Origin of the sequence: Streptomyces sp. NPDC058289 (assembly GCF_042880975.1) — a bacterium.
Classification (GTDB): Bacteria; Actinomycetota; Actinomycetes; order Streptomycetales; family Streptomycetaceae; genus Streptomyces; species Streptomyces stoeckheimensis.
The window spans coordinates 23195-49390 of record NZ_JBHVYI010000040.1 but is presented as its reverse complement, the minus strand read 5'-3'; the positions used below and the strand labels follow the sequence as shown (position 1 = coordinate 49390).

Sequence of the window (26196 nt, the reverse complement as noted above, 5' to 3'; positions counted from 1 at the left end):
CCGCACCCGCACCCGCACCCTCACCCACATCCACAGGAGTCCCGTTGTCCGCGTCGCGCACGAAGCGGCGGCAGAAGGTCCGCCGCAGGGCGGACATGTCGCTGCTGGGCGGCATCCGGCCGCCCATCGCCGCGCTGTCCGCGCTGCTGCTCGCCCTGGCCGCGCTCACCGCCTTCCACCTCGGCAAGGTGGGCAATGAGTCCGTCCCCGAGGCGGTCCGCACGTCCCAGCAGTACTTCGCCGAGGACGGCGCCATCGCGATGCGGGCTTCGCTGGACGAGTCGATCATCGACCTCTCCCGCACCGCCACCCTCTTCAACGCGGGCAGCCCGGTCTCCGCCGACACGGTGCTCGACAAGCTCGGCAACGTCTACCAGAAGTGGCGCGGCACGGCCGTCATCGAGGTCAAGTCGGGGCGCCTGGAGGCCCAGCGCGGCGAGAACGTGCCGCTGACCGCCCTCGACCACACCAAGCTCACCGAGGCCAACGGCCTCGTCCCGCGCATGGTGCGGCTCGAGAACGGCGAGACCCGGCTGCTCACCTTCGCCGTACTGTCCTGGCCCGGCCAGCCCCAGAAGCTGCTCGTCGCCTCGAGCAGCCTGAGGTTCCCCGGTGTCAGCCTCGGCAAGTTCCGGGCCATCGCGGTCACCGACGCCAACGGCCAGATCCTCAGCAGCGACGGCCTCGCCAACGATGAGCAGATCCAGTCGGACGACGTCAAGGAAGAGACCGAGCGGGCCCGCAAGCAGCTCAAGAAGTACGCCAAGATCGCCGCGAGGAAGACCAAGGCCAACCCGCTGACCACCAAGGAGCCCGGCGGAGGCGGCTTCCGCGGCGTCAGCGGCAGCCTGCTCGGCCCCTCCGACGGCGGCGAGCGGACCGTCGTCGGCTACGCGAGCCTGATCGGCCCCGAGGCGGGCAAGGGCACCGCCGCCACCGCCCTCGGACTGACCGTCATCTCCCTCGTCGGCGTCACCGAGGACCGCACCGCCGTCGTCGACCCGTTCTTCGGGATCGCCGCCGCGGCCGTCCTGCTCGTCATCGGCCTCCTCGCGGTCTCCCTCCTCATCGGCACCGTGCAGAGGCCGCTGCTCCAGCTCTTCCTGGAGAGCCGCCGGCTCAGCCGCGGCGACCTGAACCGTCCGGTCAACCGTCCCAAGTACGGTGAGGCCGCCCGCATCGGCACCGCCCTGGAGCGGCTGCGCCGCCAGCTGCTCGGCGAGTCCGCCGAGGCCCAGAAGGCCCACGACCCCGGCCGCGGCCGCGGCCGGATCGGCGCCCGCGCCCTGCTCGCCACCTGCGGCGCGCTCCTGCTGCTGTGGTCCGCGCCCCTGGTGCTGCTGCTCAACCGGGCCGGCGAATCCGTCCCCGTACCGCAGACGCTCGTACACGACCAGCGCGAACGCACCGACACCATGGCCGACCGGGTCCGCCGCGCCCTCAACGAGGGGCACGCCGACCTCACCTCCGTGGGCTCGCTGATCGGCCCGGCCACCACCTCCGCCGAGATGACCGGCATCCTGGAACGCACCCTCACGCAGCACCAGCGCTACGAGTCCCTGTACGTGCTCCAGGAGAACGGCACCATCACCGCCAAGGTCGGGCCCGAGCCCCGGCGCCCGAACGCCAAGGCCCCCGTCGACGAGCCCGTGGTGCTGCTCGAGTCCGGGAACGCGCCGGTCATCATCGAGTTCGTCGCGGCCCCCGGTCTCAAGGGGGCGTCCGTGGTCGGAGAGTTGCGCATCGACTTCCTCAACTCCCTTCTGAAGCGGCCCGGGTTGGGCGAAATCCGGGTGATCGACGAGAAGCAGCGCGTCATCGGCGGCAACACCGGCTACCTGGCCTTCCAGCAGCTGCCCAACGAGAGCATGCGGGCGCTGGCGGCCGGCGCCAACCAGAAGGTCGGCAAGGGCCCGCGCCCCAGCAGCGTCCTGCTGCGCGGCAAGAACGACGACATCACCATCGCCGCCGCGGTCCCGATGGCGGGCGGCGGAGCCGCGAAGCCGCTCGCCTGGACCGTGGTCAGCTGGCAGCCGGCCAAGGGCCTCGCCATCCCCGAGTACAACCTGCAGAACCGCACGGTGCTGGCCGGCCTGCTCGGCCTCACGGCCGCCCTGGTCTGCCTCGGCTGGCTCCACATCGTGGTGATCCGGGCCCTGCGCGAACTCGCGAAGTGCGCCGAAGCCCTGGCGGACGGCGACCGCCGTACCGTCCTCTACCCGCGCCACCACGACGAGGTCGGCGCCGTCACCCGCAGCCTGGAAGTCGTCAGGCAACAGCTCCAGGAGCTGCGCAAGCGGGAAGCGAGCGGCACCGCCGGCCGGACCGGCCAGGCTGCCAAGGCCGGAAGGAACTGACCCGTGCTCTTTCTCTTCAGCGTGCTGGTCGTGTGCTGCGTGGTGATGCTGATCGCCGGCATCGTCGAGCAGCGGCGCCACTTCGCGAACCTTGCCGAAATACCCACCCGGGTGCTGGTCAACGGCATCCGCGGCAAGAGTTCCATCACCCGGCTCGTCGCGGGCGCACTGCGCGGCGGCGGTCTGGTCACGGTCGCCAAGACCACCGGCACCGCGGCCCGCTTCATCCACCCCGACGCCACCGAGGAGCCGGTCTACCGCAAGTTCGGCATCGCCAACGTCGTCGAGCAGATCGGCATCGTGCGCCGCGCGGCGGCCTACAAGCCCCACGCGCTGGTCATGGAGTGCATGGCCGTCATGCCGCCGCTCCAGGAGCTCAACCAGGAAAAGCTGATCCAGTCCACCATCGGCGTGCTGTGCAACGTGCGCGAGGACCACGTGGCCGAGATGGGCCCGACCCTCGACGACATCGGCCGCTCGCTGTCCCGCTCCATGCCGCACGGCGGCATCTGCGTCACCGCCGAGAAGGACCGCTTCCACGTCCTCCAGGAGGAAGCGGACGCGCGGAACTGCCAACTCGTCTACGCCGACCCGGAGATCGTCAGCGACGAGGAGCTGCGCGGCTTCAGCTGGTTCACCTTCAAGGAGAACGTGGCCATCGCGCTGGTCGTGGCCGAGCTCCTCGGCATCGACCGGGACACCGCGCTGCAGGGCATGTACGACGCCCCGCCGGACCCGGGCGTGCTCTCCGTCGAGCGCTACATCGGCCCCGGCGGCAAGCGGCTGCGCTTCGCCAACGTGTTCGCGGCCAACGACCCCGAGTCCACGCTGATGAACATCAACCAGCTCCTCGACCTCGGTGCGATCAGCCGCCCGCTGAACGTGGTCATCAACTGCCGGCTCGACCGGGTCGAGCGCAACGGCCAGATGGGCCAGATCGTGCCCGACCTCCAGCCCGACAAGGTGTTCGTGATCGGTCACCCGGCGAAGAGCGCGATCGACGCGATCCCCGCCGAGTGGCGCGGCCGTGCCGTCGACCTCGGCGGTGACCGCGACGGCGAGGAGTTCATGCACGAGCTCCTCGACCACCTCGGCCAGGAGTCCTCGCTCGTGGCCATCGGCAACATCCACGGCCAGGGCGAGGTCCTGCTGGAACACCTCGCCGAGCTGCCCTCCTTCGAGGAGGACGGCGAGGCTCCGGCCACGCCGGGCGCGCCGGCCCAGCACGTACGGCACGACCAGACCATGGCGCTGTACGTCAAGCACCTCGACCCGTACGCGAACCTGCCCGCGGCCGAGGAGGAGCGCCGGATGCGCAACCCGCACATCCCGGCGCCGCGCGGAGTGAACCGGCAGTACGCGAACCAGGAGTTCGTGAACCAGTACTACGCGAACGAGCAGTTCCCGCAGCAGCAGTACCCGAACCAGCAGTACCCGCAGCATCCGGAGTTGATCTCGGCGTCGTGGCCGCAGCTCCAGCAGCCGCAGCCGCCGGAGCTCCCGCCGCCGCCCCGGCGACCCCAGCCCGAGAACCCGCAGCCCCCACAGTGGTCCAACCCAGGAGAACCCCGTTGATCCCCGCCGTCCTCACCCCCGAGATCGCCGCGATCGGCATCGCCCTGGGCCTGCTGTTCTCCCTCGTCTGCTACCTGACGACGAACCTGTCACCCGGCGGCATGATCACTCCGGGCTGGCTCGCCCTCACCCTCATCGAGGACCTCCAGCGCGCCGCGATCGTCCTCGGCGTCACCGTCCTGACGTACGCGCTCACGCTCGTCGCGCAGCGCTACGTGATCCTCTACGGCAAGCGGCTGTTCGCGACCGTCGTGCTCATCGGCGTGCTGCTCCAGGGCGGCGTGGTGATCCTGCTGCAGATGAAGTTCCCGCTGCTGTACGCGAACCAGACCCTCGGCTTCATCGTGCCCGGCCTGATCGCCTACCAGCTGGTCCGCCAGCCCAAGGGGGCCACGCTGCTGGCCACCGGCTCCGCGACGCTCATGACGTACGTCGTACTGACCGCCGGCATCCTGCTCGGCGTCATGCCGCACGCGTGATCCCGGCCCGGCCCGCCGCCCCCGCCCGCCCTTCCGTCCGCCCCTTCTTCCGCCCGACCGACCTCGCCCGGAGTATCCGATGACCGCCACGTCCAAGCGCCGCACACGTCCCGTCCTGCACGCGGCCACCGTGATCGCCCTGCTGGCCGGCAGCGCCTACTTCACCGTCGAGCTGCGCAAGGAGGAGCAGGCCAAGGCGCCCGCCATCCAGTCGCTCGTCGATGCCCCCGTAGCGGCCAAGGGGGGCGACGAGGGCGCCCAGAAGTGGGAGCGGCTGAAGAACCCCGAGCGGTCCGTGCTGCGCGACGGCAAGGGCGGGATCCTGGCGACCTTCACGGACGGCGCCCGCACCGCCACCCTCACCGGTCCCAGCCGCACCTTCACCGAACCGGCCACCACCAAGACCCGGGTGGTCACCGAGAACTGGGTGCGGCTGATGCCGGAGACCTGGCGCGGCGGGGCCGAGAAGGAGCAGTGGTTCCAGGAGTGGTTCAAGAAGTACCAGGGCAGTGAGGAGGACGACCTCTTCGCGATGGCCTTCCAGTACGGCGACCAGGCCCCGGTCAAGAAGGACGCGGAGGGCGTCTCGTACGCCGGTGACGCGAGCTTCGGCCCGATCAACCCCAACGGCTCGGTCGGCAACGACTACCGCCTCGAGGAGTCGGACTTCTACGACTACCTGGGCATCCCGTACACCTTCCGCAGCGGGACCACCGTGAAGCCGGAAGCGATGCGCGCCCGCTCGATGGACTGCTCCGGCTTCATCCGGACCGTGTTCGGCTACCGGGCCCGCTTCCCGCTGATGGCCTCGGACACCTCCGGCGACGGCCTGCCGCGCACCGCGAACGGCATGGCACGCTCCAAGGCCGGCGTGGACGTCATCCCGCTGAAGGGGGTCGGCGTCGACGGCCGTCCCACCTCCATCGACGTCCTGCAGCCGGGCGACCTGCTGTTCTTCAAGCTGGACGGGCGCACCGGAGACCGGCTGGACCACACCGGCATGTACCTCGGCACCGACACCGACGGGCACCAGATCTTCATCTCCAGCCGCGAAGAGGCCAACGGCCCGACCATCGGCGACAAGGGCGGCACCTCCCGCCTGGACGGCAACGGCTACTACGCGGCGACCCTGCGGAGCGCGAAGCGGCTCTGAGGGTGAGGTCGCGGCCAGTACAAGCCGGAAGGGGCCGGACTCCGAGGAGCCCGACCCCTTCCGCATGACCGTGTCCCGGCTTTCAGCTGCTCCGGGGCGACGTGAGCTTGTCGAGGTCCAGGCTGATCGCGAGGGGCACCGGGCGCTGGAGGGTGCCCCGGAAGATGCCGCAGGGTGCATAGCGGCTGGTGGGCTCGTCGAGTTCGTAGACGTGTACGACGGGTGCCCCGTCCTCGTCCTCGATGCACCAGTAGTGCGGGATGCCGGCCTCCGCGTACTTGCGGAGCTTTACGGTGCGGTCACGGTGGGCGGACTCCGGGGAAACGACCTCGGTGACGAGCTGGACGTCCTCCGGTGCGAACCAGGTACGGTCGCCGTCGAAATCGGCTGTCGTCACCAGCAGGTCCGGTTCGGGACGGTTGCGCGGGTCGAGCTTGATGGTCATCTCGCGGCCGACTCTGGTGCCGGCGGGCACCTGCTCCATGAGTGCGACCGTGAGCACGGTGACGAGGTGGCCGTGCCACCACCGCTGGGGCGACATCCTGAAGACGAGGGCTCCATCGATCAGCTCGGTGTGGCGGGGCGCCTCGGGGAGGCGGTCGAGGTCCTGCGCGAACCAGCCTTCCGCGCGGGGCGGGCGCATCCAGTCGGGCAGTGCGGTCATGGGCCGACCCTAGCGATTGCCGCCGCCGAGAGCAGGTCTTGTGCCGGTGAAGCCGGTCAGCCGGATTTCAGGGCCGCCAGGAAGTCCAGTCGGGTTTCCAGGCGGGACAGGTCGCGGTGCGTGAGGTGTTCGATGCGGGCGATGCGCTGGCGCAGCGAGTTCACGTGGAGGTGGAGGCGGGCGGCGCAGGCGGTCCAGGAGGCGTCGCAGTCGAGGAAGGTCTCCAGGGTGGTCAGGAGGTCGGTCCGGTGGCGGGCGTCGTGATCGCGCAGGGGGCCCAGGAGGCGGGCGGCGAAGGCCCGGCGGGCTTCGGCCGGGATGAGGGGGAGCAGGGTCAGAATGTGCGAGGTGAGGTCCTCCGGGCCGCGTACGGTCACCCGCCCGGGCGCGGCGTGCGCGATCCGCAGGGCGTTGTGGGCCTGCTCCAGTGACCGGCGGGCGTTGCCCGGCTCGGCCACCGGGGAGCTGACGCCGATGGAGACGCTGTCCCCGGGGCCGAGCCAGCGGGCGAGCGCCGCGGAGAGCCTGCGCTGGAGCGAGGCGTGGTCGAGGGCCGGGTCGGGACGGGAGTCCGAGGGCTCGGGGACCAGGACGAGGAGTACGGCCCGGTCACCGTCGACGGTGGCGGCGATGTCCTCCGAGGAGACCGGCACCGGGCCGTCCTCCTGGACCAGGGCCTCCTCCAGGAGGACGCGCAGGGCCGCGGCGGGGACGGGGCGGGCGCCGTGCCACTCGCCCGAGGCGACCACGAACTGGCAGCGCGGCCAGTGGCCGACCCCGCTCACCACGGCCTGCGCGGTGCTGCGCAGGCGGATGGGGATCTCCTCGGCCGGGACGCTGCTGTGCAGCAGGGCGAGGGACCGGTCGGCCAGGTCGTTGCGCGCCGTCTTGGACTGCTCGTGGGCGGAGCGGGCGTCGACGACCAGTTCGGCGGTGCGGTCGAGGAGTTCCCGGTCGGGAGCGGGCCAGAGCGAGGTGTCGGACTCCAGGACGAGCAGCCAGTCGCCCAGCTCGGCGGCGTGGGGAGCGGGTCCGGGTCCCGGTACGGGTAGGGGCGCGGGCGCGGGTACCGGCACGAGGGAGTAGAGGCGGGTGCCGACCGTGACGGTGTGCGGGGCCGTCTCGCGCGCACGGCGGGCCGCGAGGTGGCGGGCGGCCAGTGCCGCCGCGGTCTTGGCGCGCAGCGGCGGCCGGGCCCCGGCGATCTGGCGTCCGGTCGCGGACAGGACCCGCACGTCGAGGCCGAGGGTGTGCCGCAGCAGCTCCAGTACGGAGTCCGGGGCGGCCCGGTCGGTGAGGAGCCGGCGGTGGCGTTCGACCAGGGCGGCCAGGCCGGCGAGGCTGCCGGGGTCCCGGCGGTGCAGTCGGCGCAGGACGTGCTCGGTGACGGCGGCGAACGAAGTTTCCGGCCGTACGGCGATCAGCGGGAGCCCGTGGCGCCGGCAGGCGCGCACGAGGTCGTGCGGGACCAGCCCGTGTTCGACCTCGCCGGCCGCGAGGGCCGTGACGCCCGCCCGGTGGAGGACGCTTACGAACGACTCGGCGTCCCCGTCCGCGCGCCACCAGGCGAGCCCCGTGAGGACGAGCTCGCCGCCGGTGAGGAAGCGGCCGGGGTCGGCCAGGTCGTTGGTCGCGACGGCGGAAATGACTCGGTCGAGCGGGCTGTCGCGGGGGCCGCCGGGCGAGGAACCGGGCGACGAACCAGGCGGGAAACCGGGCGGGGAACCGGGCGACGAACCGGCCGGGGAACCGGGCGACGAACCGGCCGGGGAACCGGGCGAGGAGGCGGTCGCGTCGGTGGCATGGCCCACGAGCAGGAGCAGTCCGAGCTCGGTGTCGTCCAGGAGTTCGCGTAGCCGCATGATCGCTACTTTCGCACGGCGGACGGTGTGCTGGGGAGGGATCGGCGCAGCTCACGGGGGTGCGGCCGGAGGAAAGCATGCTCGTCCACAGCCGTCGGAGAAGCCGGTTCTGAGCGATCGGTGACTGCCTCGCCCCGTGGGGACCGGGGTCTACTTCTGCGCATGCGGCCGACGACGACTCCTGGCCACATGCGAATGAGGAGAGCCGCTCATGGAATTTCTTCGCCCCGCCGACTGGGGGGAGGCGCTCGCCGCGAAGGCCGCCCACCCCACGGCCGTGCCGATCGCGGGCGGGACGGACGTGATGGTCGAGATCAACTTCGACCACCGGCGTCCCGGGTACCTGCTGGACCTGAACCGCATCGCGGAACTGCGGGACTGGGAGGTGGGTGAGGACGCGGTCCGGCTGGGGGCGTCCGTGCCGTACGCGCGGATCACGGAGGGGCTCCACCGCGAGCTTCCGGGTCTCGCGCTCGCCTCGCACACCGTGGCCTCGCCGCAGATCCGCAACCGCGGCGGCGTGGGCGGCAACCTCGGTACCGCCTCACCGGCCGGCGACGCGCACCCGGCGCTGCTCGCGGCGGGCGCCCGGGTGGAGGCGGAGTCCGTACGGGGCTCCCGGCTGATCCCGATCGACGCGTTCTACACCGGGGTGAAGCGCAACGCGCTGGCCCCCGACTACCGCGAGCTACCGCAAGCACGCCGTCGGCATCATGGCCCGCCGCGCGCTCGGCTGGACCTGGGAGTCGTACCGCCGCGGAACGAGCCGCGGCGCGGAAGGAGTTGCGTGACATGCGCGTGAACCTCACGGTCAACGGCCGTCCGAGAGAAGCGGATGACGTCTGGGAGGGGGAGTCCCTCCTCTACCTGCTGCGGGAGCGGCTGGGTCTGCCCGGCTCCAAGAACGCCTGCGAGCAGGGCGAATGCGGTTCCTGCACCGTCCGTCTCGACGGCGTGCCGGTCTGTTCCTGCCTGGTCGCGGCCGGTCAGGCCGAGGGCAGGGACGTGGTGACGGTCGAGGGGCTGGCCGCCTACGCCGGGCAGCGTGTCGCGCACGGGGGTCGCGACACGAGCACCGTCGTAGGCGAGAGCGGGAGTGACGCAGACGACGCAGGCGCCGGCGATGCAGGCGCCGGTGGCGGCGAACTCTCCACCGTCCAGAAGGCGTTCATCGACTGCGGCGCCGTCCAGTGCGGGTTCTGCACGCCGGGCCTGCTGGTCGCCGCCGACGAGCTCCTGGAGCGGGTCGGCGAGCCGTCCGACGCGGACATCCGCGAGGCCCTGTCGGGCAACCTCTGCCGCTGCACGGGCTACGAGAAGATCCTGGACGCGGTCCGCCTGGCCGCTGCCCGCCGGGAACACGAAGGACTCCAGGAAGAGGCGGTCTGATCATGGCTGGCACCACCACCGGCATTCCCACCGAGGTCACCCAGGGCACCCGTACCAAGGGCGGCATCGGCGAATCGACGCTGCGCCCGGACGGCACCCTGAAGGTGACCGGCGAGTTCGCCTACTCCTCGGACATGTGGCACGAGGAGATGCTGTGGGGCCAGACGCTCCGCAGCACCGTGGCCCACGCCGAGATCCTGTCCATCGACGTCTCCGAGGCCCTGACCGTGCCAGGCGTCCACGCGGTCATGACCTACGAGGACCTGCCGACCCCGGTGAAGTACTACGGGATGGAGTTCCAGGACACTCCGGTCCTGGCGCACGGCAAGGTCCGCCACCACGGCGAGCCGGTCGCCCTGGTGGCAGCCGACCACCCGGAGACCGCCCGCCGCGCCGCCGCGAAGATCAAGATCGAGTACCGGGAGCTGCCCCTCGTCACGGACGAGGCCTCGGCGACCGCTCCCGACGCCGTACTCGTCCACGAGAACCGCGACGACCACCACTCCGGTCACGTCCCGCACCCGAACATCGTGCACCGCCAGCCCATCGTCCGCGGAGACGCGGCGGCGGCCCGGGAGCGTGCCGACGTCATCGTCACCGGCGAGTACACCTTCGGCATGCAGGACCAGGCCTTCCTCGGCCCCGAGTCCGGACTTGCGGTGCCCTGCGAGGACGGGGGAGTCGACCTGTACGTGGCCACCCAGTGGCTGCACTCGGACCTCAAGCAGATCGCCCCGGTCCTCGGCCTGCCCGAGGAGAAGGTCCGCATGACCATGGCCGGCGTCGGCGGCGCCTTCGGCGGCCGCGAGGACATCTCGATGCAGATCCTCGCCAGCGTGCTCGCACTGCGCACGAACAAGCCGGTGAAGATGGTCTACAACCGCTTCGAATCCTTCTTCGGCCACGTGCACCGGCACCCGGCGAAGCTGTACTACGAGCACGGCGCCACCCGCGACGGCAAGCTCACGCACATGAAGTGCAAGATCGTCCTCGACGGCGGGGCCTACGCCTCGTCCACGGCCTCGGTCGTCGGCAACGCGGCCTCCCTCTCGGTCGGCCCGTACGTCATCGACGACGTGGACATCGAGGCGGTCGGCCTCTACACGAACAACCCGCCGTGCGGCGCGATGCGCGGTTTCGGCGCCGTCCAGGCCTGCTTCGCGTACGAGGCCCAGATGGACAAGCTCGCCGCGAAGTTGGGCCTGGACCCGGTGGAGTTCCGGCAGCTCAACGCCATGGAGCAGGGCACGATCATGCCCACCGGCCAGGTCGTGGAAGGCGCGGCCCCGGTCGCCGAGCTGCTGCGCCGGGTCAAGGCCCGCCCGCTGCCGCCCGAGCGGCAGTGGGAGAGCGCCGACGGCCCGGCCGACGTGCGCGCACTGCCGGGCGGGCTGTCGAACACCACGCACGGCGAGGGAGTCGTCCGCGGCGTCGGCTACGCGGTCGGCATCAAGAACGTCGGCTTCTCCGAGGGCTTCGACGACTACTCCACGGCCAAGGTGCGCCTGGAGGTCATCAACGGCGAGGCCGTCGCGCTGGTCCACACGGCCATGGCGGAGGTCGGCCAGGGCGGCATCACCATCCACGCGCAGATCGCCCGTACCGAGCTGGGCGTCCAGCAGGTCACCATCCACCCGGCCGACACCCAGGTGGGATCGGCCGGTTCGACCTCGGCGGGCCGCCAGACGTACATGACCGGCGGATCCATCAAGAACTCCTGCGGGCTCGTCCGCGAGAAGGTCCTGGAGATCGGCCGGCGCAAGTTCGGTGACCGGCACGCGGCGTGGGCCGACGCCGAACTCCTCCTGGAGGACGGGAAGGTGGTCACCGACGGGGGAGAGGTCCTCGTCGCCCTCGTGGACGTCCTGGAGGGCGAGGTCGTGGAGATCGAGGCGGAGTGGCGGCACCGCCCCACCGAGGCCTTCGACCTGCGGACCGGTCAGGGCAACGGCCACGTCCAGTACTCCTTCGCCGCGCACCGCGCGGTCGTGGAGGTGGACACCGAGCTCGGGCTCGTCAAGGTCGTGGAGCTCGCCACCGCCCAGGACGTGGGCAAGGCGCTCAACCCGCTGTCCGTGGTCGGACAGATCCAGGGCGGCACCGTCCAGGGCCTGGGCGTCGCGATCATGGAGGAGATCATCGTGGACCCGAAGACCGCGAAGGTGAAGAACCCCTCCTTCACGGACTACCTGCTCCCGACCATCCTCGACACGCCGACGCTCCCGGTCGACTACCTCGAAATGGGCGACCCGCACTCCCCGTACGGGGTCCGGGGCATCGGCGAGGCCCCGACCCTGTCGTCCACCCCGGCCGTCCTCGCGGCGATCCGGGCGGCGACCGGGCTGGAGCTGAACAAGACGCCGGTCCGCCCGGAGCACCTCACCGGCTCCTGACGCGGGTCACGAGGGGGTCGGCTCCGCCAGGGGCCGGCCCCCTCGGCACGGCTGCGCCGCGAAGCGTCGACGGGGCCAAGTGGCGGCCAACTCCGCGGTCAGTTCCGCCCAAGTCCCCTGGCGGATGCTGGGGCTCCGAAGTGTCGTTATACAGACCGCCGTTGACCAGTGAACACCGGGAGCGACGCGGGTCTGGACGGAGGTCTCATGAGGCGGAATTCGATACACAAGCAGGGTCTCTATCTCGGGTCCGTGCCGGAACGGGCGGCGGTCGCGGGCGGCTCGACGCCGCTGACCCTCGATCACGACCTCGACGTTCTGCCCGAGGCGGGCCGGCACCTGACGGTGGCCGAACTCGCCGGGCACGTGGAGGACCTCGCCGGCCGGATATCGGCCGCCGGGGTGAAGGCCGGGCACCACGTGGTGGTCCACAAGGCGGCCAACTTCGACGTGTGGCTGCTGGCCACCGCGGTGGCGCGCACGGGCGCGGTCCCGGTCATGCTGTCGCACACGCTGGACGCCCCCACCCTCGCCGCCCTCATGGAGCGGCTCGACAAGCCGCACCTGCTCACGGACGGCCCCAAGCTGAAGGCGCTGGCCGAGCTGCCGCTCGCCGAGCTCACCCGGGGCGTGATCAGCGTGGGCGAGTCCGCCCCCGGAGTGGTCTCGCTCGCCGAACTCGCCGGCTCCCGGGGGGTGCGTCCCGTACTCCAGGGCCTGGACGAGCCGGCGATGATCACGCACACGTCCGGCACCACCGGGATACCCAAGCTCGTGGTCCACACCCCGCGGACGATGCGCGCCCGGCTGCGGCCGCAGCTGGTCCTGCTCGCGCTGATGCGCAAACGGGAGACGGTCGCGATCCACATCGCCTTCGGCCACTCGCGGATGTTCGCGGCGATGGCCCTGTGCCTCGCCAAGGGCATGCCGGTGCTGCTGGTCAACCACGGCGCTCCCGAGGACGTCGCCGAGTTCTTCCTGAAGCACCGGCCCGGGCTGATCGAGGCGCTCCCCAACTCCTTCCTGGCCTGGGAGAACCTGGCCGACGATCCCCGCAGGCCCTTCGCCTCGGTGAAGTACTTCAGCAGCACCTTCGACGCGATCCACCCGAGGACGGTCCGCCGGCTCCTCGGGGCCTCCGCGCGCCGGGCGCAGTTCTTCCAGATCTACGGGCAGAGCGAGGTCGGCCCGGCCGTCGGCCGGCCGTACTACCGCTGGTCCGCGCACCGGATGGACGGGCGCTGCGTGGGCTACCCGCTGCCGGGCAGCGCGCGGGTGCGGCTGGTGAGCCAGAACGGCAAGCGGCCGTCGGCGGAGAACCCCGGCCTCATCGACGCCCGTTGGGACGGCATAGCCAAGACGTACCACGGTGAGCAGGAGCGCTACGACGCGAACGTGCACGACGGCTGGTGGCGCACCGGGGACGTCGGCTACCGCAGCAAGTTCGGCTGCCTGCACATGCTCGACCGGGAGATCGACATGATCCCCGGGGTGGGCAGCAGCCTGGAGATCGAGGACCTCGTGCTGGACAAGCTGGAGGAACTGGTCGAGCTCGTCGTCGTGCTGGGCCCGGACTCCCGGGGCGTCCCGATCGTCTGCACCCACGGAGACAAGCCGCTCGACCGGGACCGCTGGCGCACGGCCGTCGCCGCCTACCCCCAGCTGGCCGATCCGGTCCAGATCCCGCTGGCCGAACTGCCCCGTACGGCCACGATGAAGACGCGCCGGGTGGAACTGTCCCGTCGGCTGGAGGAGAAGCTCCTGCGGCAGGGCTGAGCCGGTCGGCGGCCGCGGGCCGCACACCACGCTCCCGGCGGACGGGTCTCGAACGAGAACCCCCGGCCCGCCGGGAGCTCGGCATGCCCGCACGCGACCGCACGCAGCCACACACCCGGCCGCACACGGCCGCGTCTCGGCCTGCGGGATCGCCGCCAAGTCGGCGTCAAGTCGCGGAACAGTAGACGGCAAGATCGGTGTTCGAGTCTTGCCCACATGAAGCGTCAAGATGATGACAGCCATGAGTGAGGCGACCGGGGGCACCGAAGAAAGCCCGGTGCAAAGCCTCTACGCGGCCATCGAGGAATCGGCCGGCCTGCTGGACGTGGAGTGCGCGCGGGACAAGGTCCTGCCCATCCTGGACATGTACGGCGACGCCCTCGCGCAGGCCGTGGTCGCGTTCCGGCTCGGGACCGGCCAGAAGCACGAGGGCGAGCTCGACTGCCGGTTCACGACCCCGCTGGACGTGGACCCGTACGCGCTCGCCGTGGAACACGGCCTGACCCCGCGGACGGACCACCCCGTCGGCGCCCTGCTCTCGGACATCCGGGACAACTGCCCTATCGAAAGCTACGGAATCGACTTCGGCGTCGTCCGCGGTTTCAAGAAGATCTGGCTGGTCTTTCCCCGGAACGACCTCCAGGCGATCTCGAAGCTCGCCGGAATTCCCTCGATGCCGCCCAGCCTCGGAAAGAGCATCGAGTTCTTCGACCGGTACGGCATGGGCGAAACGGTCGGCCTGCTCGGGATCGACTACCGGAGCAAGACCGTCAACGTGTACTTCGGCGAGCCCCCCACGGGCGGCTTCGCACCGGATGCCGTGCGGTCGATGCTCCGCGAGGTCGACCAGGCGGAGCCGAGCGACCAGATGCTCGCACTCGGCCGGCAGGCCTTCGGCATCTACGTGACCCTGAACTGGGATTCCCCGAAGGTCGAGCGGATCTGCTTCGCCGTGGCCACCGAGGACCCGACCTCGCTGTCCGTCCGGCTCGACCCGAAGGTCGAGCGGTTCGTCAAGCACGTGCTGGCGGCGGATCCCGCCACGAAGTTCGTGTACGCCGTCGCCTCCCAGCCGGACGGCGAGTACTACAAGCTCCAGTCCTATTACCGGTGGCAGCCCGGAGTGCTCGACATCATGCAATTGGAAGACGGGGCGCTGGACAGCCCCGTTTAACGAAACCCCGGTTTAACGACCCTCCCTCACCTGCGCATTGCTCATTTCGGGCTGTCATTTTCTGGAAGGACGAAGACGAACATGGGAACCATCGAAGTTCCGGTCCTGATCGTGGGCGGGGGCGGGACCGGTCTGTCGGCCTCCGCCTTCCTGTCCGACCACGGGGTCGGCCACGTGCTGGTGGAGCGCCGCGCGGACACCTCGCGGCTGCCGAAGGCGCACTACATCAACCAGCGCACGATGGAGGTCTTCCGCCAGCACGGTCTGGACGCGGAGGTGCTCGAACAGGGCGCGCCCCTCGAGAAGTTCGGCAAGGTCCGCTACCAGACCACGCTGACCGGCGCGGGTCCGCTGGACGCCCGGCTGATCCACGAGATGGACGGCTTCGGCGGCGGCGAGCTCAGCGAGACGTACGCGGCGGCCGGCCCGGCCCTGTCGGCGAAGCTGCCCCAGGTGCGGCTGGAGCCGATCCTGCGCGAGCACGCCGAGCGCCGCAATCCCGGACGCGTCCTGTTCGGCCACGAGCTGACCTCGATCTCCGAGGAGGGCGACCGCGTGACCGCCGAGGTCCGCGACGTCGCGACCGGCGAGATCACCACGGTCGTGGCCCAGTACGCCATCGCGGCCGACGGCGGCCGCACGGTCGGCGCGGCCCTCGGTGTGAACATGCAGGGCCTGCCCTCCCTGTTCGACGCCACGACGGTCTACTTCTCCGCCGACCTGTCGGAGGTGTGGAACGAGGGCTCGCTCATCACCTGGTTCCTCAACCCCTACCGCCAGGACCTCTCCAGCGCCCTCATCGAGATGGGTCCGACCTGGGGGAAGAACTGCGAGGAGTGGGGTCTGCACCTCTCCCTCGTCGGCGTGGACCGTACCGACCCGCAGGCGGTGACCGCCCGGATCCGCGAGGTCCTCGGTCTGCCCGAGCTGGACGTGACCCTGCACGACGTGACGAGCTGGACCGTGGAGGCGGTGCTCGCCGAGCACTACCGCTACGGACGGGTCTTCCTCGCCGGTGACGCCGCGCACCGCCAGCCGCCCGCCGTCGGACTCGGCCTCAACACCGGTATCCAGGACGCGCACAACCTCGCCTGGAAGCTCGCGGCGGTCGTCGCCGGCACCGCTCCCGACAGCCTGCTCGACACCTACGAGGCGGAGCGCAAGCCGGTCGGCCAGTTCAACCTGGGCTGGGCCATGTCCGCGGCCTCCCACCACCAGGTCGTCATCGACGGGGCCATCGGCCTCGGCCAGCACATCCCGCCGGAGCGCCGTACGCCGGTGTTCTTCGGCTACTTCGCCCCGACCCCGGTCGGCGCCGCCCAGCGTCAGCGGGCCGCGGAGATCTTCGCGACCCACCGCGGCGAGTGCCAGGCCCACGACGTGGAGATCGGCTTCGCCTACGAGGCGGGCGCCGTCGTCCCCGACGGCAGCCGGCCGCCGGCCCGCGCGGCTCTGGGCGACGTGTACGAGCCCACCACCCGCCCGGGACACCGACTGCCCCACGCGTGGATCGAGCAGGACGGCCGTCGCCTGTCCACGCACGACCTGACCGGTGCCCGGACCGGCTTCGTCCTGATCACCGGCCCCGAGGGGACGGCGTGGTCCGAGGCGGCCGCCCGGGCGTCGGAGACGTACTCGGTCCCGGTCGTGGTGGCGGCCATCGGCGAAGGCGCGGAGTACGCCGACGTCGACGGTGCGTGGGAGGCGGTCCGCCAGACGGCCGCCGACGGCGCCGTGCTGGTCCGGCCCGACAACCACGTCGCCTGGCGCAGCGCGGGCGGCGAGCAGAACCCGGCAGGGGCCCTGGCCGCCGCGCTCGCGCAGGTCCTGGAGCAGAAGGCCCCGTAACAGGGGCTCGTAACTGGGACCCGTAACAGGGACCCGTAACAGGGCCCCGTAACAGGGACCCGTGGCAGGGCCCCGTGGCAAGGCCCCGCAACAAGGCTCCGCAGCAGGGAGGGCGCGGGCAGCGCCCTCCCCCCGAGTGCCCCGGCACTCACCATCCGGCACGCAAGATCTCCTGGGTAGAAGAGGCAGTGCAGCACATGATCGATCGCAGAAAGTTCCTTGTCGGTGCCGGCGGAGCCGCCCTCGCCGCGACCGGCGCAGCCGCCGTGTTCCCCGCTTCCGCCTCCGCGTCCGTGGGCGCCCGGACCCGGTCCGGCATCCGGTGGGGCCGACTGGAGGAGCGGCTCAGCGGACACCTGGTCCTTCCGTCCGACGCGGACTACCAGCGCGCGAAGCAGCTCTACCAGGTCCAGTTCGACGCCGCCAACCCCCGCGCGGTCGCCTACTGCAAGACCCCCTCCGACGTGGCGAAGTGTCTGACCTTCGCCCAGAACCACGACATCGAGGTCGCGGCGCGCAGCGGTGGCCACAGCGCCGCCGGCTACTCCACGACCCAGGGCCTCGTCATCGACGTGTCCGGGATGGGCGAGGTCACCCTCGGCGCCGGCAACGGCACCGCGAGGATCGGCACCGGCGCGCAGCTGGTCGACATCGCGAACACCCTCGCGCCGGCCGGGCTGGGCATATCCGGCGGCTACTGCCCGACCGTCGCGGCGGGCGGGTTCTTCCAGGGTGGCGGCATGGGCCTGTTCACCCGGTACATCGGCATGGCCTCGGACAAGGTGACCGCGGCGAAGGTGGTCCTCGCCGACGGCCGCATCGTGACCGCCTCGGCCGAGCAGCACCGGGACCTCTTCTGGGCCCTGCGCGGCGGCGGCGGCGGCAACTTCGGCATCGTGACCTCCTACGACGTCACCCCCTCGCCCCTCACCAACGTGGCGGCCATCAATATCGTCTGGCCCTACGCCAAGGCGCTGGAGATGCTGGACGGCTGGGCGAAGTGGCTGGTCGACGCGCCGCACTCGATCGGCAGCGGCATGAACGTCACGCTCACGGACGCCGCTCCCGGCACCGTCCCGACCGCGTCGATCTTCCTCGGCTCCGTGGACACCGGTCCCGCCTTCGACGCGGAGATCGCCCGCCTGCTCTCGATCGTCGGCGCGCCTCCGGTGTTCCAGCAGAAGTTCACCGCCCCGTACAAGAACGTGATGATGCAGCTCTACCGCTGCGCCGAGCTCACCGTGGACGAGTGCCACCGCGACGACACCAGCCCGGGCGGCAAGGTCCCGCGCGCCGCGTTCGGCGCTTGGCGCAGCCGTCTGTTCAAGCAGACGATGCCGCGCGAGGGCTGGGCGAAGGCCCTGGAGGTCTTCGAGAGCGACCGGATGCCCGGCCAGATGCGCCAGCTGCAGATCTCCGCCCTGGGCGGCGAGGCCAACAAGGTGGCGCGCACCGCCACCGCGTACGTGCACCGCGACTCGCTCTTCTCGGTCAGCTTCCTCACCGCGAACGCCGTCGCTCCCGTCTCCGACGAGGCCAAGGCCTCGGCGAACCGCTGGGTCGACGCGGGCTTCGCCGCCATCGACCCCTACTCGAACGGCGAGACGTACCAGAACTTCATCGACGCGCGGCTGCCCGACTGGGAGCGCTCGTACTACGCGGAGAACTACCAGCGGCTGCGCACGGTCAAGGCCAAGTACGACCCGTACAAGTTCTTCCAGTTCGCCCAGAGCGTCCGCTGATCAGCTGATCAGGGGCCCGGCCGGCCGTGTCCTGGGGTGCACGGCCGGCCGGGCCGCCCCCTGGCGCGCCCCGGCATCCGGTGCCGTTCCGAACCCGATCCCGCTCCCCAGCCGTTCAGATAGGAGCATTCCGTGTACATAGCGGATCTGGAGTACGCGGCCCCGATGCCGTGGCCCGCCGAAGTCGACCCCGATCACGTGCGTGAGGCCACGGACCGGCTGATCGCCCACGTCGCCGGCAGGGTCGATGCCGACGGCGCGCTGCGCGAGGAGTGCCAGAGCAGGGTGCTGGAATCGGCGCTCGCCCTGTCGCTGATGACGCGCACCGGTACGGACTCGCCCGCCCGGGACCGCCTGCTCGACTTCCTCCGGGCGCACCAGGACGCCCCGGACAAGCTCGAACGCGTCCTGGCGACGCTCGCCGTCGCGCGGGCCACCGGCCGGACGTCCGCCGGTGACACCGAGCTCGTCGCCAAGCTGACGGAGGGCGTGCTCGGGGAGGCCCCGGGGTTCATCTCCGCCCGCCGCCGCATGATGGTGTGCGCGGTGCTGTCCGTGCTCGGCTGCCCGCTGCCGTCCGAGGTCCTGGACGCGGTCGCCGACGAGGTCCCCTCCGACCCCCTGCACTCCTGGGCCGCCGTGCAGCAGGCCTCGGTGACCCTGATCCTCGCCGCCGCCGCGGGGGTGGACAACGAGGTCACCGCCGCCGCGCTGGAGACCCTGGCCGCCACGCACCCCGCGACGACGGTGTGGGAGGGCTACGCCCTGATGCACCTGCTGGTGCTGCACGGGCTCGCCGGTTTCCCGGGGAACGAGGAGACCGTGCGCAGCGGCCTGGAGACGCTGCTGCGCCACCAGCGCGCCGACGGCGGCTTCCCGTTCGTCCTGGAGATGCACAACTGGTGCACCTCGACCGCCGGAACGGCCCTCGTCGCGGCGGGCGCCCCGACGGAGCTGCTGCGCCGGATGGCGGGGATGCTCGTCGACCACCAGGGCGGCGCCCCGACCCGCTCGCTCTCCCGCGGAGCGACGCTCACCGACGGCTGGTCGATGTCGGAGATCGTGGCCCAGAACGACGTGGACGACACCTCGTGCGCCCTGGAGTTCCTCCAGGCCATCGACCCGATCGCCTACGGGGACTCCGTGCGGCGCGGGGTGGAAGGGCTGCTGGCGGTCCAGGGCGCCGACGGCGGGTTCCCCACGTACGTCGCCGGGGCCTCCTCCGAACCGTGCATGACGGCCGCGGCCATCTGCGGGCTCGCCCCGCACCCCGACACGCTGGCCGCCCGGCAGCGCGCCCTGACCTTCCTCACCGAAAGCCAGCTCGACGACGGCGGTTTCGAGCCGGGGTGGAGCCGCAGCCGGCTGCACACGATCTTCCGTGCGCGCCTCGCCGCGTGCACCGCGGGCCCGCAGGACCACCACGTGGCCCGCATGGCCGAGCGGATCGAGCGCACGGTGCTCGAGACGCAGAACGAGGACGGCGGCTGGGGAATGCAGCCGGGTGACCCCAGCGACGACATCAGTACCGCTTACGGGTTGATCACCCTGTGCTACGGGACCGACCACCGGCCCATCGGGCGCGCGCTGTCCTGGCTGCTCGCGCACCAGAACGCGGACGGCGGCTACAGCGGGCCCCCCGACATGGTCGGCCCGCGCCCGTTCCCGTACAGCTTCCCCATCCTGACCGACGCTCCCGTGCTGCTCGCCTTCGGTCACGTCCGCTCCCGGATCTGGGACACGGCGGCCGTGCTCCAGGGAGCCAACTGAGGTACAGGGCGCGACCGTTCACGCCGCATTTGAGGAATCGCCCACTCAATGTCACCACGGCCGCTGAAAGCACCGAGGGAGGAGGAGGTCTTGGACCTCCTCCTCCCTTCGTGCGGGGTCAACGTGCCCTAGCCTCTTGACCGTTAACGACTCAGAAGCACCATCGAGCTCTTTACCCTTCGACGGAAGACCGAGGAATTGACATGATGCGCAAGATAGCGGCCCTGCCCAGTGGAAGGCTGGGTAAATGGGTCGTCATCGCACTCTGGGCGGCCCTGCTCGTTCCGGCCCTCATGCTGGCCGGAAAGCTCGGTGACGTCGAAGAGAACGACAATTCGGCCTGGCTGCCCGGCAACGCGGAATCGACCGCCGTCGTGGAGCGGGCCGAGAAGTTCATGTCCGCCGACACCCTGCCCGCGGTCGTGATCTACGACAGGTCCGCGGGCGTCACCGATGCCGACCTGGCCAAGGCGAAGGCCGACGTCGAGGCCTTCAAGGGCATCGCGAACATCGTCGGGCCGGCCCAGGGTCCGGTGAAGTCCGAGGACGGCAAGGCCATCCAGACGGTGGTCCAGGTCAAGAAGGACAAGTCGGGCTGGGAGGGCATCGGCACGGTCGTCGACGCGATGACCGAGGTCGGCAAGAAGAACGCCGACGGTCTCGGCTTCCACGTCGCCGGCCCGAGTGGTTACGCGGCCGACTCGATCAAGGCGTTCAGCGGGGGCGGGGCCCTGACGACGATCACCGCGCTCGTGGTGGTCGCGATCCTGCTGCTCACGTACCGGAGCCCGCTGCTGCCGCTGCTGCCGCTGCTGACCGTGGGCGTCGCCCTGGTCACCTCGGAGGCGGTGATCTACGTACTGGCGAAGAACGCGGGCCTGGTCGTCAACAAGCAGACGAGCTTCATCCTCACCGTCTTGGTGTTCGGCGCCGCCACCGACTACGCGCTCCTGCTCATCTCCCGTTACCGGGAAGAGCTGCTCCGGCACGAGGACCGGCACGAGGCGATGGCGGAGGCCCTGTACCGCTCCAGCCCCGCGATCATCGCCAGCGCCGCGACCGTCGCGGTCAGCCTGATGCTGCTGATGCTGGCCACCCTGAACTCCACCCAGGGACTCGGCCCGGCCTGCGCCGTCGGCGTCCTCGTCGGGCTGCTCGCCATGATCACCCTGATGCCGGCCCTCCTCGTGGCCTGCGGCCGCTGGATCTTCTGGCCGGTGAAGCCCACCTACGGAGCACCCGCCACCGCCGAAAGCGGAATCTGGTCCCGGGTCGGCACCGCCGTCTCCGGCCGGCCGCGGCTCGTGTGGATCGGCACCGCGCTCGCGCTCGCCGTCATGGCGCTGGGCGTGCTCGGCCTCAAGGCCGACGGGCTCGCGAACAAGGACCAGTTCACCAACACCCCGCAGATGGCCGTCGGCGAGGAGATCCGGTCGGAGCACTTCCCGGCCGGCTCCGGCGACCCCATCTTCGTCGTGAGCAAGGCCGCCTCGGCGGAGCAGGTGCGGACCGCGCTGCTCGCCGTCCCCGGGGTCGCGAGCGTCACGCCCCCGACGGCCAAGGACGGCGAGGCCGTCATGCTCGGGGAGCTCGAGGACGACCCGAGCAGCACGACCGCGATGAGCACCGTCAAGAAGGCCAGGGACGCGGTCCACGCGGTCGAGGGCGCAGACGCCCAGGTCGGCGGCAGCTCGGCGGTCATGCTCGACACGCAGACGGCCGCCGCCCGCGACTCCAAGGTGATCATCCCGATCGTGCTGGTCGTGGTGCTGCTGATCCTCATGCTGCTGCTGCGCTCGGTCGTCGCGCCGGTGCTGCTCATGGGCACGGTGGTGCTGTCCTTCGGCGCGGCCATCGGCGTGAGCAGCCTGGTGTTCAACCACGTCTTCGGCTTCGCGGGTGCGGAAGCCTCCTTCCCGCTGCTGACGTTCGTCTTCCTGGTCGCGCTGGGCATCGACTACAACATCTTCCTGGTCACCCGGGTGCGCGAAGTGTCGATGGAGCAAGGCACCCGGCGCGGCGCGCTGTTGGGCCTGTCCACCACCGGTGGTGTGATCACCTCGGCGGGTCTGGTGCTGGCCGGCACCTTCGGGGCGATGGCCTCGCTGCCGCTGGTGTTCGCGGCCGAGCTGGGCTTCGCGGTGGCGTTCGGCGTCCTGCTGGACACGATGATCGTCCGCTCGGTGCTGGTCACGGCGCTGACCCTGGACGTGGGCCGCTGGATGTGGTGGCCCAGCAAGCTGTTCCTGCGGGAGGACGACCCCGAGCCCCTGGTGGAGACCCCCGACCTGGAGCCCGCTCTCGGCGGCAAGTGACGACACCTCGTACGCAAACAGGGCCTCCCGGCACCCGCCGGGAGGCCCTTCGTGGTGGTGCGCCGTCGGCTCAGCGGTCGCGGTAGGCCACCTGCTCGGCCATCTTGACCAGGCGCTTGTGCCAGTCCTCCGCCAGCGGCGCGTCGTCGAGCGCCGCGCAGGCCGTCGCGACGAGCTGGTCGATCTGCTCCTCGACCTCCTGGCGGACGCCGGAGGCGAGCAGCGCGTCGTGCAGCTCGGCGGGGTCCCAGCCGCCGTTCCTGCCGTTCTCCACCAGTCGGGCCACCCGCTCGTCCTTGGTGGCCGCCAGGGCCAGCAGCAGGGTCATCTTGTGCTCCACGAGGTCCAGTCCGGCGGGCTTGCCGGTCGCCACCCCGTCGCCGAACGCGTCGAGCAGGTCGTCGCGGAGCTGGAAGGCTTCGCCGGCCGCGACCCCGTACCCCTCGAACGGGACCTGGAGTTCGGGCCGTCCGGCGATGGCCGCACCGAGGGCGAGGGGCCGGTGGATGGTGTAGCGGCCGGACTTGCAGACGGCCACCCAGCGGGACAGCGCCGGATCGGCCGTCAGCTCGGCCGCGAGGGCGATGTCCAGCTGCTGGCCGATGATCACCTCGGTGACCAGGTCGTTCCAGATCTGCAGGGCCGGGCCGGTCAGCCCGCTGGCGAGCCGGTTGGCGTAGCTGAGCGCCAGGTCGCCGGCGAGGATGCCGATGCCCTCTCCGAACCGTCGGTGTTCGCCTGCCCAGCCGTGCTCCGCGTGGAGGGCGGCGTGCTTGGCGTGCACGGTGGGAGTCCCGCGCCGGGTATCGGAGTTGTCCATGATGTCGTCGTGGATGAGGGCGAACACGTGCAGGAGCTCCAGCGCGGCGGCCGCCGCGACGACCGTTTCCGTGTCCTCGGCGTCTGCCGTACCACCGGCCGCCAGGTAGCCGCTCACGCAGAAGGCGGGGCGCAGCCGCTTCCCGCCCGCCCCGACGATGTCCGCGACCGCCTCGACCGGTACCGCCACGCGGGCGTCCACGGCCCGCCAGCGCTCGGCCTCGGCCTTCAGGAGGTCGTCGATCGTGACGCCGACCCGGGCCAGCAGCTTGTCGCGGGCGTCGCGGTCCACGCCGGCGCTCCGGGTGGGAGCCTGCGGCGTCGGCCGGTCTGGTTCCGCGGGAAGTTTCAACACGACGTTCTCCTTGGCAGTCACTTCGTTGTCCGGTGTGGTGGCGCCGTCGCGCACGGGGCTCCCGGCTCGGTCGGGCCGGCCCGGCCAGGGCCTGCGGCCGCCGATCCGGCCATCGGGAACTCATGAATTCAAGCCGCAGGATTTCGGTCTTTCCGAGCTGTGACGGTCATCTTCGGTCAAATGACTTGCCGGGGACTGAGGGGCGGATTGGTGTTGGCTTGGCGGCAAGCCGATACCAATCCGGGGAATAGTCGCGGCCAAGTCCCCCGGTTGGCGGACGCGTGCACCATCCGCTGTAATGCGTGGTGCCGTGGTGCCGCCCCGGGTCGGGCCGGCACCTGCCCGGCCGGCCTCCGGGCTCCACCGCCGCGCGGAGCGGCGTCCGATGGGTCGTACGGGCAACGCAATATCGCCCCATTCGGCGGGCGCGTCATGCTGTGTCAATTCGGCTTGGGGAATTCTAGGCGGGCGGAAGGGGGCCCTTGACGAATCCGTCCCGGCTCAGTGATCCTCTTCGTGCAACCCATTAATCGGAGCTCCGGACGAGAGCGTTCCGATGTACGGAAAAGAGGGGGCGGCATAAAGCCGTCAGGCGGGTCGGGCCGTTCTTCCCGAATTCCTTGGCACCGTACTGCCGTCCGTCCGGCGCGCGGCGCGGCCCTCGTGGGGGACGGGGGCGAACCTCTGCCTCCTCCGGTCAACCAGCTTGAAACAGACGGGCCTTGGCGCACCTCGTCGGCCCGTGCCATAGGCCGTCGGGCCGCTCGCTCCCGAGCGGGAATTCGCACAGACTACGAGGAAATCAATCACATGAGCGGGCTCATTCTTCCCCCAGGCCAGGGGCGAAAACTGGTCACGAAGGCACAGGACGTGACCTTCAAGGTCACCGCGGCGGACGGCTCTTCCATCTCGGTCTTCGAAGTGATCGTGCCGCCGGGCTTCGACGTCGGCGCGCACACGCACACCAAGTCGCAGGAGTTCTTCTACGTCCTGGAAGGGGAGTTGGAACTCCTGGCGTTCGAGCCCGCCGAACGCACGACGGACACGTGGCGCAACTGGGAATCCGCCGCCGGGGACAAGGCCGTCCGCGCGACCGCGGGCAGTTGCATGTTCGTCCCCCCGGGAACCCCGCACGCATTCCGCAACGCCTCGGACGAGCCGGCGCGGATGCTCTTCCAGAGCTATCCCTCGCCCGATCACGAGCACTATTTCGACGAGATCGTCGAGATCTTCTCCGCCGGCCCCTCGGTGGACGCCGAGGCCGTCCGGCAGATGCGCGAACGCTATGACGTCAACCAGATCACGCCCCTGCGCTTCGAACCGCCCGTCCTTCCGAATCTTCGGTCCGCGACCGACCGTACGGCGTAACGAGAGGTGACCACCATGGACAGGATTCCCCTCGTTCACGCGAGTCTGGGAGAAAAGGAACTGGCCGCCGTCGCCGAGGTGTTCTCCTCGGGCTGGCCGGCCGGCCAGGGCCCCCAGGGCAAGGCACTGGAGGCCCAGCTCGTCGAGCGCTACGGAGTCGGCGACGCCGTCTCGCTCAGCAACTGCGGCGCCGCGCTCCACCTGGCGATGCTCGCCCTCGGCGTCGAACCCGGCGACGAGGTGATCGTCGCCGACTACACCTTCCCGGCCCCCGCCCACGCGGTGCGCTACGTCGACGCCGTCCCCGTCTTCGCCGACGTGCGCGCCGACACCGGCACCGTGGACCCGCAGGCGGTCGAGAGCCTGATCGGACCGCGGACCGTCGGCATCATCGCGGTGGACACGGTCGGCCTGCCCGCCGACTACACCGAGCTGAACGCGATCGCGGACCGCCACGGCCTGTTCGTGGTCGAGGACGCCGCCTGCTCGGTCGGCGCCACCTACCAGGGGCGGCAGGCCGGCACGCTGGCACCGGTGGCCTGCCTGTCCTTCCACGGACGCAAGGGAGCCAGCAGCGGCGAGGGCGGCGCGCTGCTCTCCGCCGACCCGGTGATCGGGCAGGACGCGCGGCTGCGGTCCTCCTTCGGCATCGGCAGCATCTTCGACCAGTCGCAGATCGTCGGCCTGCCGATCCCCGAGTTCACCGACATCGGCTACAACTACAAGATGTCCGACATCGCCGCCGCGATCCTGCGGGTGCAGATGGGCCGGATCGACGAACTGCTGGTCCGCCGCAGCTCCATCGCCGCCCAGTACGGCGAACTCCTCGCGGACGAGGACCTCCTGACGCTTCCCCACGTACCCGGGGACCGCACCCACGCCTGGCAGTCCTACATGGTGACCCTGGACCCGCGGGTGGACCGCGCCGGGCTCGCCGCCGCGCTCCGCGCCCAGGACATCGGCTGCGGGCACGGCACGTGGGCGACCCACGTGCAGCCGGTGTACCAGTCCAAGCGCAAGTGCCCGGTCTCGGCCGACCTCTTCGCGCGCAACCTGGCCATCCCGATGCACGCCGAACTGACCGAGGCGCAGGTCGAGCGGGTCGTGAGCGTCCTGCGGACCGAACTTCGCACCCACGCGCGCGGCCGCTGAACCCC

The 26196-nt window shown here is 71.0% G+C and carries 17 protein-coding genes and 1 pseudogene; 15 read left to right on the top strand and 3 right to left on the bottom strand.

All coding sequences use genetic code 11. From position 1 onward, the window contains the following. Positions 1–44: 44 nt before the first annotated feature. The 4 genes from ACFVX6_RS21430 (at position 45) to ACFVX6_RS21415 (ending at position 5564) form a co-directional block, all read left to right on the top strand. Positions 45–2357 carry a HAMP domain-containing protein gene (locus ACFVX6_RS21430; protein ID WP_389693683.1) on the top strand — a complete coding sequence of 771 codons (2313 nt, stop codon included), beginning with the start codon at positions 45–47 and terminating at the stop codon, positions 2355–2357. Between the two features lie 3 nt (positions 2358–2360). Continuing rightward, on the top strand, positions 2361–3932 hold the full coding sequence (pgsB, locus tag ACFVX6_RS21425; RefSeq protein ID WP_389693681.1) for a poly-gamma-glutamate synthase PgsB: 1572 nt from the start codon (positions 2361–2363) through the stop codon (positions 3930–3932). Further along, positions 3929–4411, top strand: a complete 483-nt coding sequence (locus ACFVX6_RS21420; RefSeq protein ID WP_243335815.1) for a poly-gamma-glutamate biosynthesis protein PgsC/CapC — start codon at positions 3929–3931, stop codon at positions 4409–4411. The genes pgsB and ACFVX6_RS21420 overlap by 4 nt, the downstream gene beginning before the upstream one ends. A gap of 79 nt (positions 4412–4490) precedes the next feature. Then, positions 4491–5564: a C40 family peptidase gene (locus ACFVX6_RS21415; protein WP_389693679.1), complete on the top strand. Its 1074-nt coding sequence runs from the start codon at positions 4491–4493 to the stop codon at positions 5562–5564. Positions 5565–5646: 82 nt separating this feature from the next. Here the strand turns inward: ACFVX6_RS21415 and ACFVX6_RS21410 are convergent, their stop codons facing one another. Further along, complete coding sequence (locus tag ACFVX6_RS21410) at positions 5647–6228, bottom strand: Uma2 family endonuclease (RefSeq protein WP_389693677.1); 582 nt, start codon at positions 6226–6228, stop codon at positions 5647–5649. 56 nt (positions 6229–6284) lie between these two features. Next, positions 6285–8090, bottom strand: a complete 1806-nt coding sequence (locus ACFVX6_RS21405) for a PucR family transcriptional regulator (protein WP_389693675.1) — start codon at positions 8088–8090, stop codon at positions 6285–6287. Positions 8091–8301: 211 nt separating this feature from the next. Here ACFVX6_RS21405 and ACFVX6_RS21400 point away from each other — a divergent pair. The 9 genes and pseudogenes from ACFVX6_RS21400 to ACFVX6_RS21360 all read left to right on the top strand — a co-directional run. Continuing rightward, positions 8302–8769, top strand: a pseudogene (locus ACFVX6_RS21400) (FAD binding domain-containing protein); the annotation flags it as partial. A 113-nt stretch (positions 8770–8882) separates the two neighbouring features. Further along, the gene (locus ACFVX6_RS21395) at positions 8883–9479 is read left to right on the top strand and encodes a (2Fe-2S)-binding protein (protein ID WP_389693673.1); all 597 of its coding nucleotides are present in this window, start codon (positions 8883–8885) and stop codon (positions 9477–9479) included. Between the two features lie 2 nt (positions 9480–9481). Beyond that, positions 9482–11872: a xanthine dehydrogenase family protein molybdopterin-binding subunit gene (locus ACFVX6_RS21390; RefSeq protein ID WP_389693671.1), complete on the top strand. Its 2391-nt coding sequence runs from the start codon at positions 9482–9484 to the stop codon at positions 11870–11872. A gap of 207 nt (positions 11873–12079) precedes the next feature. After that, entirely contained in the window at positions 12080–13648 is a 1569-nt protein-coding gene (locus tag ACFVX6_RS21385; RefSeq protein ID WP_389693669.1) for an AMP-binding protein, read from the top strand. A gap of 241 nt (positions 13649–13889) precedes the next feature. Then, the gene (locus tag ACFVX6_RS21380; RefSeq protein WP_389693667.1) at positions 13890–14822 is read left to right on the top strand and encodes an aromatic prenyltransferase; all 933 of its coding nucleotides are present in this window, start codon (positions 13890–13892) and stop codon (positions 14820–14822) included. Between the two features lie 81 nt (positions 14823–14903). After that, a complete protein-coding gene (locus tag ACFVX6_RS21375; protein ID WP_389693665.1) occupies positions 14904–16670 on the top strand; it encodes an FAD-dependent monooxygenase in 1767 nt (588 codons plus the stop codon). Between the two features lie 197 nt (positions 16671–16867). Beyond that, positions 16868–18412, top strand: a complete 1545-nt coding sequence (locus ACFVX6_RS21370; RefSeq protein WP_389693663.1) for an FAD-binding oxidoreductase — start codon at positions 16868–16870, stop codon at positions 18410–18412. 132 nt (positions 18413–18544) lie between these two features. Then, the gene (locus tag ACFVX6_RS21365) at positions 18545–20182 is read left to right on the top strand and encodes a prenyltransferase/squalene oxidase repeat-containing protein (protein WP_389693661.1); all 1638 of its coding nucleotides are present in this window, start codon (positions 18545–18547) and stop codon (positions 20180–20182) included. Positions 20183–20385: 203 nt separating this feature from the next. Further along, entirely contained in the window at positions 20386–22497 is a 2112-nt protein-coding gene (locus ACFVX6_RS21360) for an MMPL family transporter (protein WP_389693659.1), read from the top strand. Positions 22498–22567: 70 nt separating this feature from the next. Here the strand turns inward: ACFVX6_RS21360 and ACFVX6_RS21355 are convergent, their stop codons facing one another. Further along, positions 22568–23671, bottom strand: a complete 1104-nt coding sequence (locus tag ACFVX6_RS21355) for a polyprenyl synthetase family protein (protein WP_389693657.1) — start codon at positions 23669–23671, stop codon at positions 22568–22570. 810 nt (positions 23672–24481) lie between these two features. On the opposite strand from ACFVX6_RS21355, the gene ACFVX6_RS21350 reads away from it, so the two are divergent. Next, entirely contained in the window at positions 24482–25039 is a 558-nt protein-coding gene (locus ACFVX6_RS21350; RefSeq protein WP_389693655.1) for a cupin domain-containing protein, read from the top strand. Positions 25040–25054: 15 nt separating this feature from the next. After that, positions 25055–26191 carry a DegT/DnrJ/EryC1/StrS family aminotransferase gene (locus ACFVX6_RS21345; protein WP_389693653.1) on the top strand — a complete coding sequence of 379 codons (1137 nt, stop codon included), beginning with the start codon at positions 25055–25057 and terminating at the stop codon, positions 26189–26191. The last annotated feature ends 5 nt before the right edge of the window (positions 26192–26196 follow it).

Bases quoted from the DNA above. Each gene is read 5' to 3' on its own strand.
- ACFVX6_RS21415 (WP_389693679.1), top strand. From the start codon at position 4,491: ATGACCGCCACGTCCAAGCGCCGCACACGTCCCGTCCTGCACGCGGCC.
- ACFVX6_RS21410 (WP_389693677.1), bottom strand. From the start codon at position 6,228: ATGACCGCACTGCCCGACTGGATGCGCCCGCCCCGCGCGGAAGGCTGG.
- ACFVX6_RS21405 (WP_389693675.1), bottom strand. From the start codon at position 8,090: ATGCGGCTACGCGAACTCCTGGACGACACCGAGCTCGGACTGCTCCTG.
- ACFVX6_RS21395 (WP_389693673.1), top strand. From the start codon at position 8,883: ATGCGCGTGAACCTCACGGTCAACGGCCGTCCGAGAGAAGCGGATGAC.
- ACFVX6_RS21390 (WP_389693671.1), top strand. From the start codon at position 9,482: ATGGCTGGCACCACCACCGGCATTCCCACCGAGGTCACCCAGGGCACC.
- ACFVX6_RS21385 (WP_389693669.1), top strand. From the start codon at position 12,080: ATGAGGCGGAATTCGATACACAAGCAGGGTCTCTATCTCGGGTCCGTG.
- ACFVX6_RS21380 (WP_389693667.1), top strand. From the start codon at position 13,890: ATGAGTGAGGCGACCGGGGGCACCGAAGAAAGCCCGGTGCAAAGCCTC.
- ACFVX6_RS21375 (WP_389693665.1), top strand. From the start codon at position 14,904: ATGGGAACCATCGAAGTTCCGGTCCTGATCGTGGGCGGGGGCGGGACC.
- ACFVX6_RS21370 (WP_389693663.1), top strand. From the start codon at position 16,868: ATGATCGATCGCAGAAAGTTCCTTGTCGGTGCCGGCGGAGCCGCCCTC.
- ACFVX6_RS21360 (WP_389693659.1), top strand. From the start codon at position 20,386: ATGATGCGCAAGATAGCGGCCCTGCCCAGTGGAAGGCTGGGTAAATGG.
- ACFVX6_RS21350 (WP_389693655.1), top strand. From the start codon at position 24,482: ATGAGCGGGCTCATTCTTCCCCCAGGCCAGGGGCGAAAACTGGTCACG.
- ACFVX6_RS21345 (WP_389693653.1), top strand. From the start codon at position 25,055: ATGGACAGGATTCCCCTCGTTCACGCGAGTCTGGGAGAAAAGGAACTG.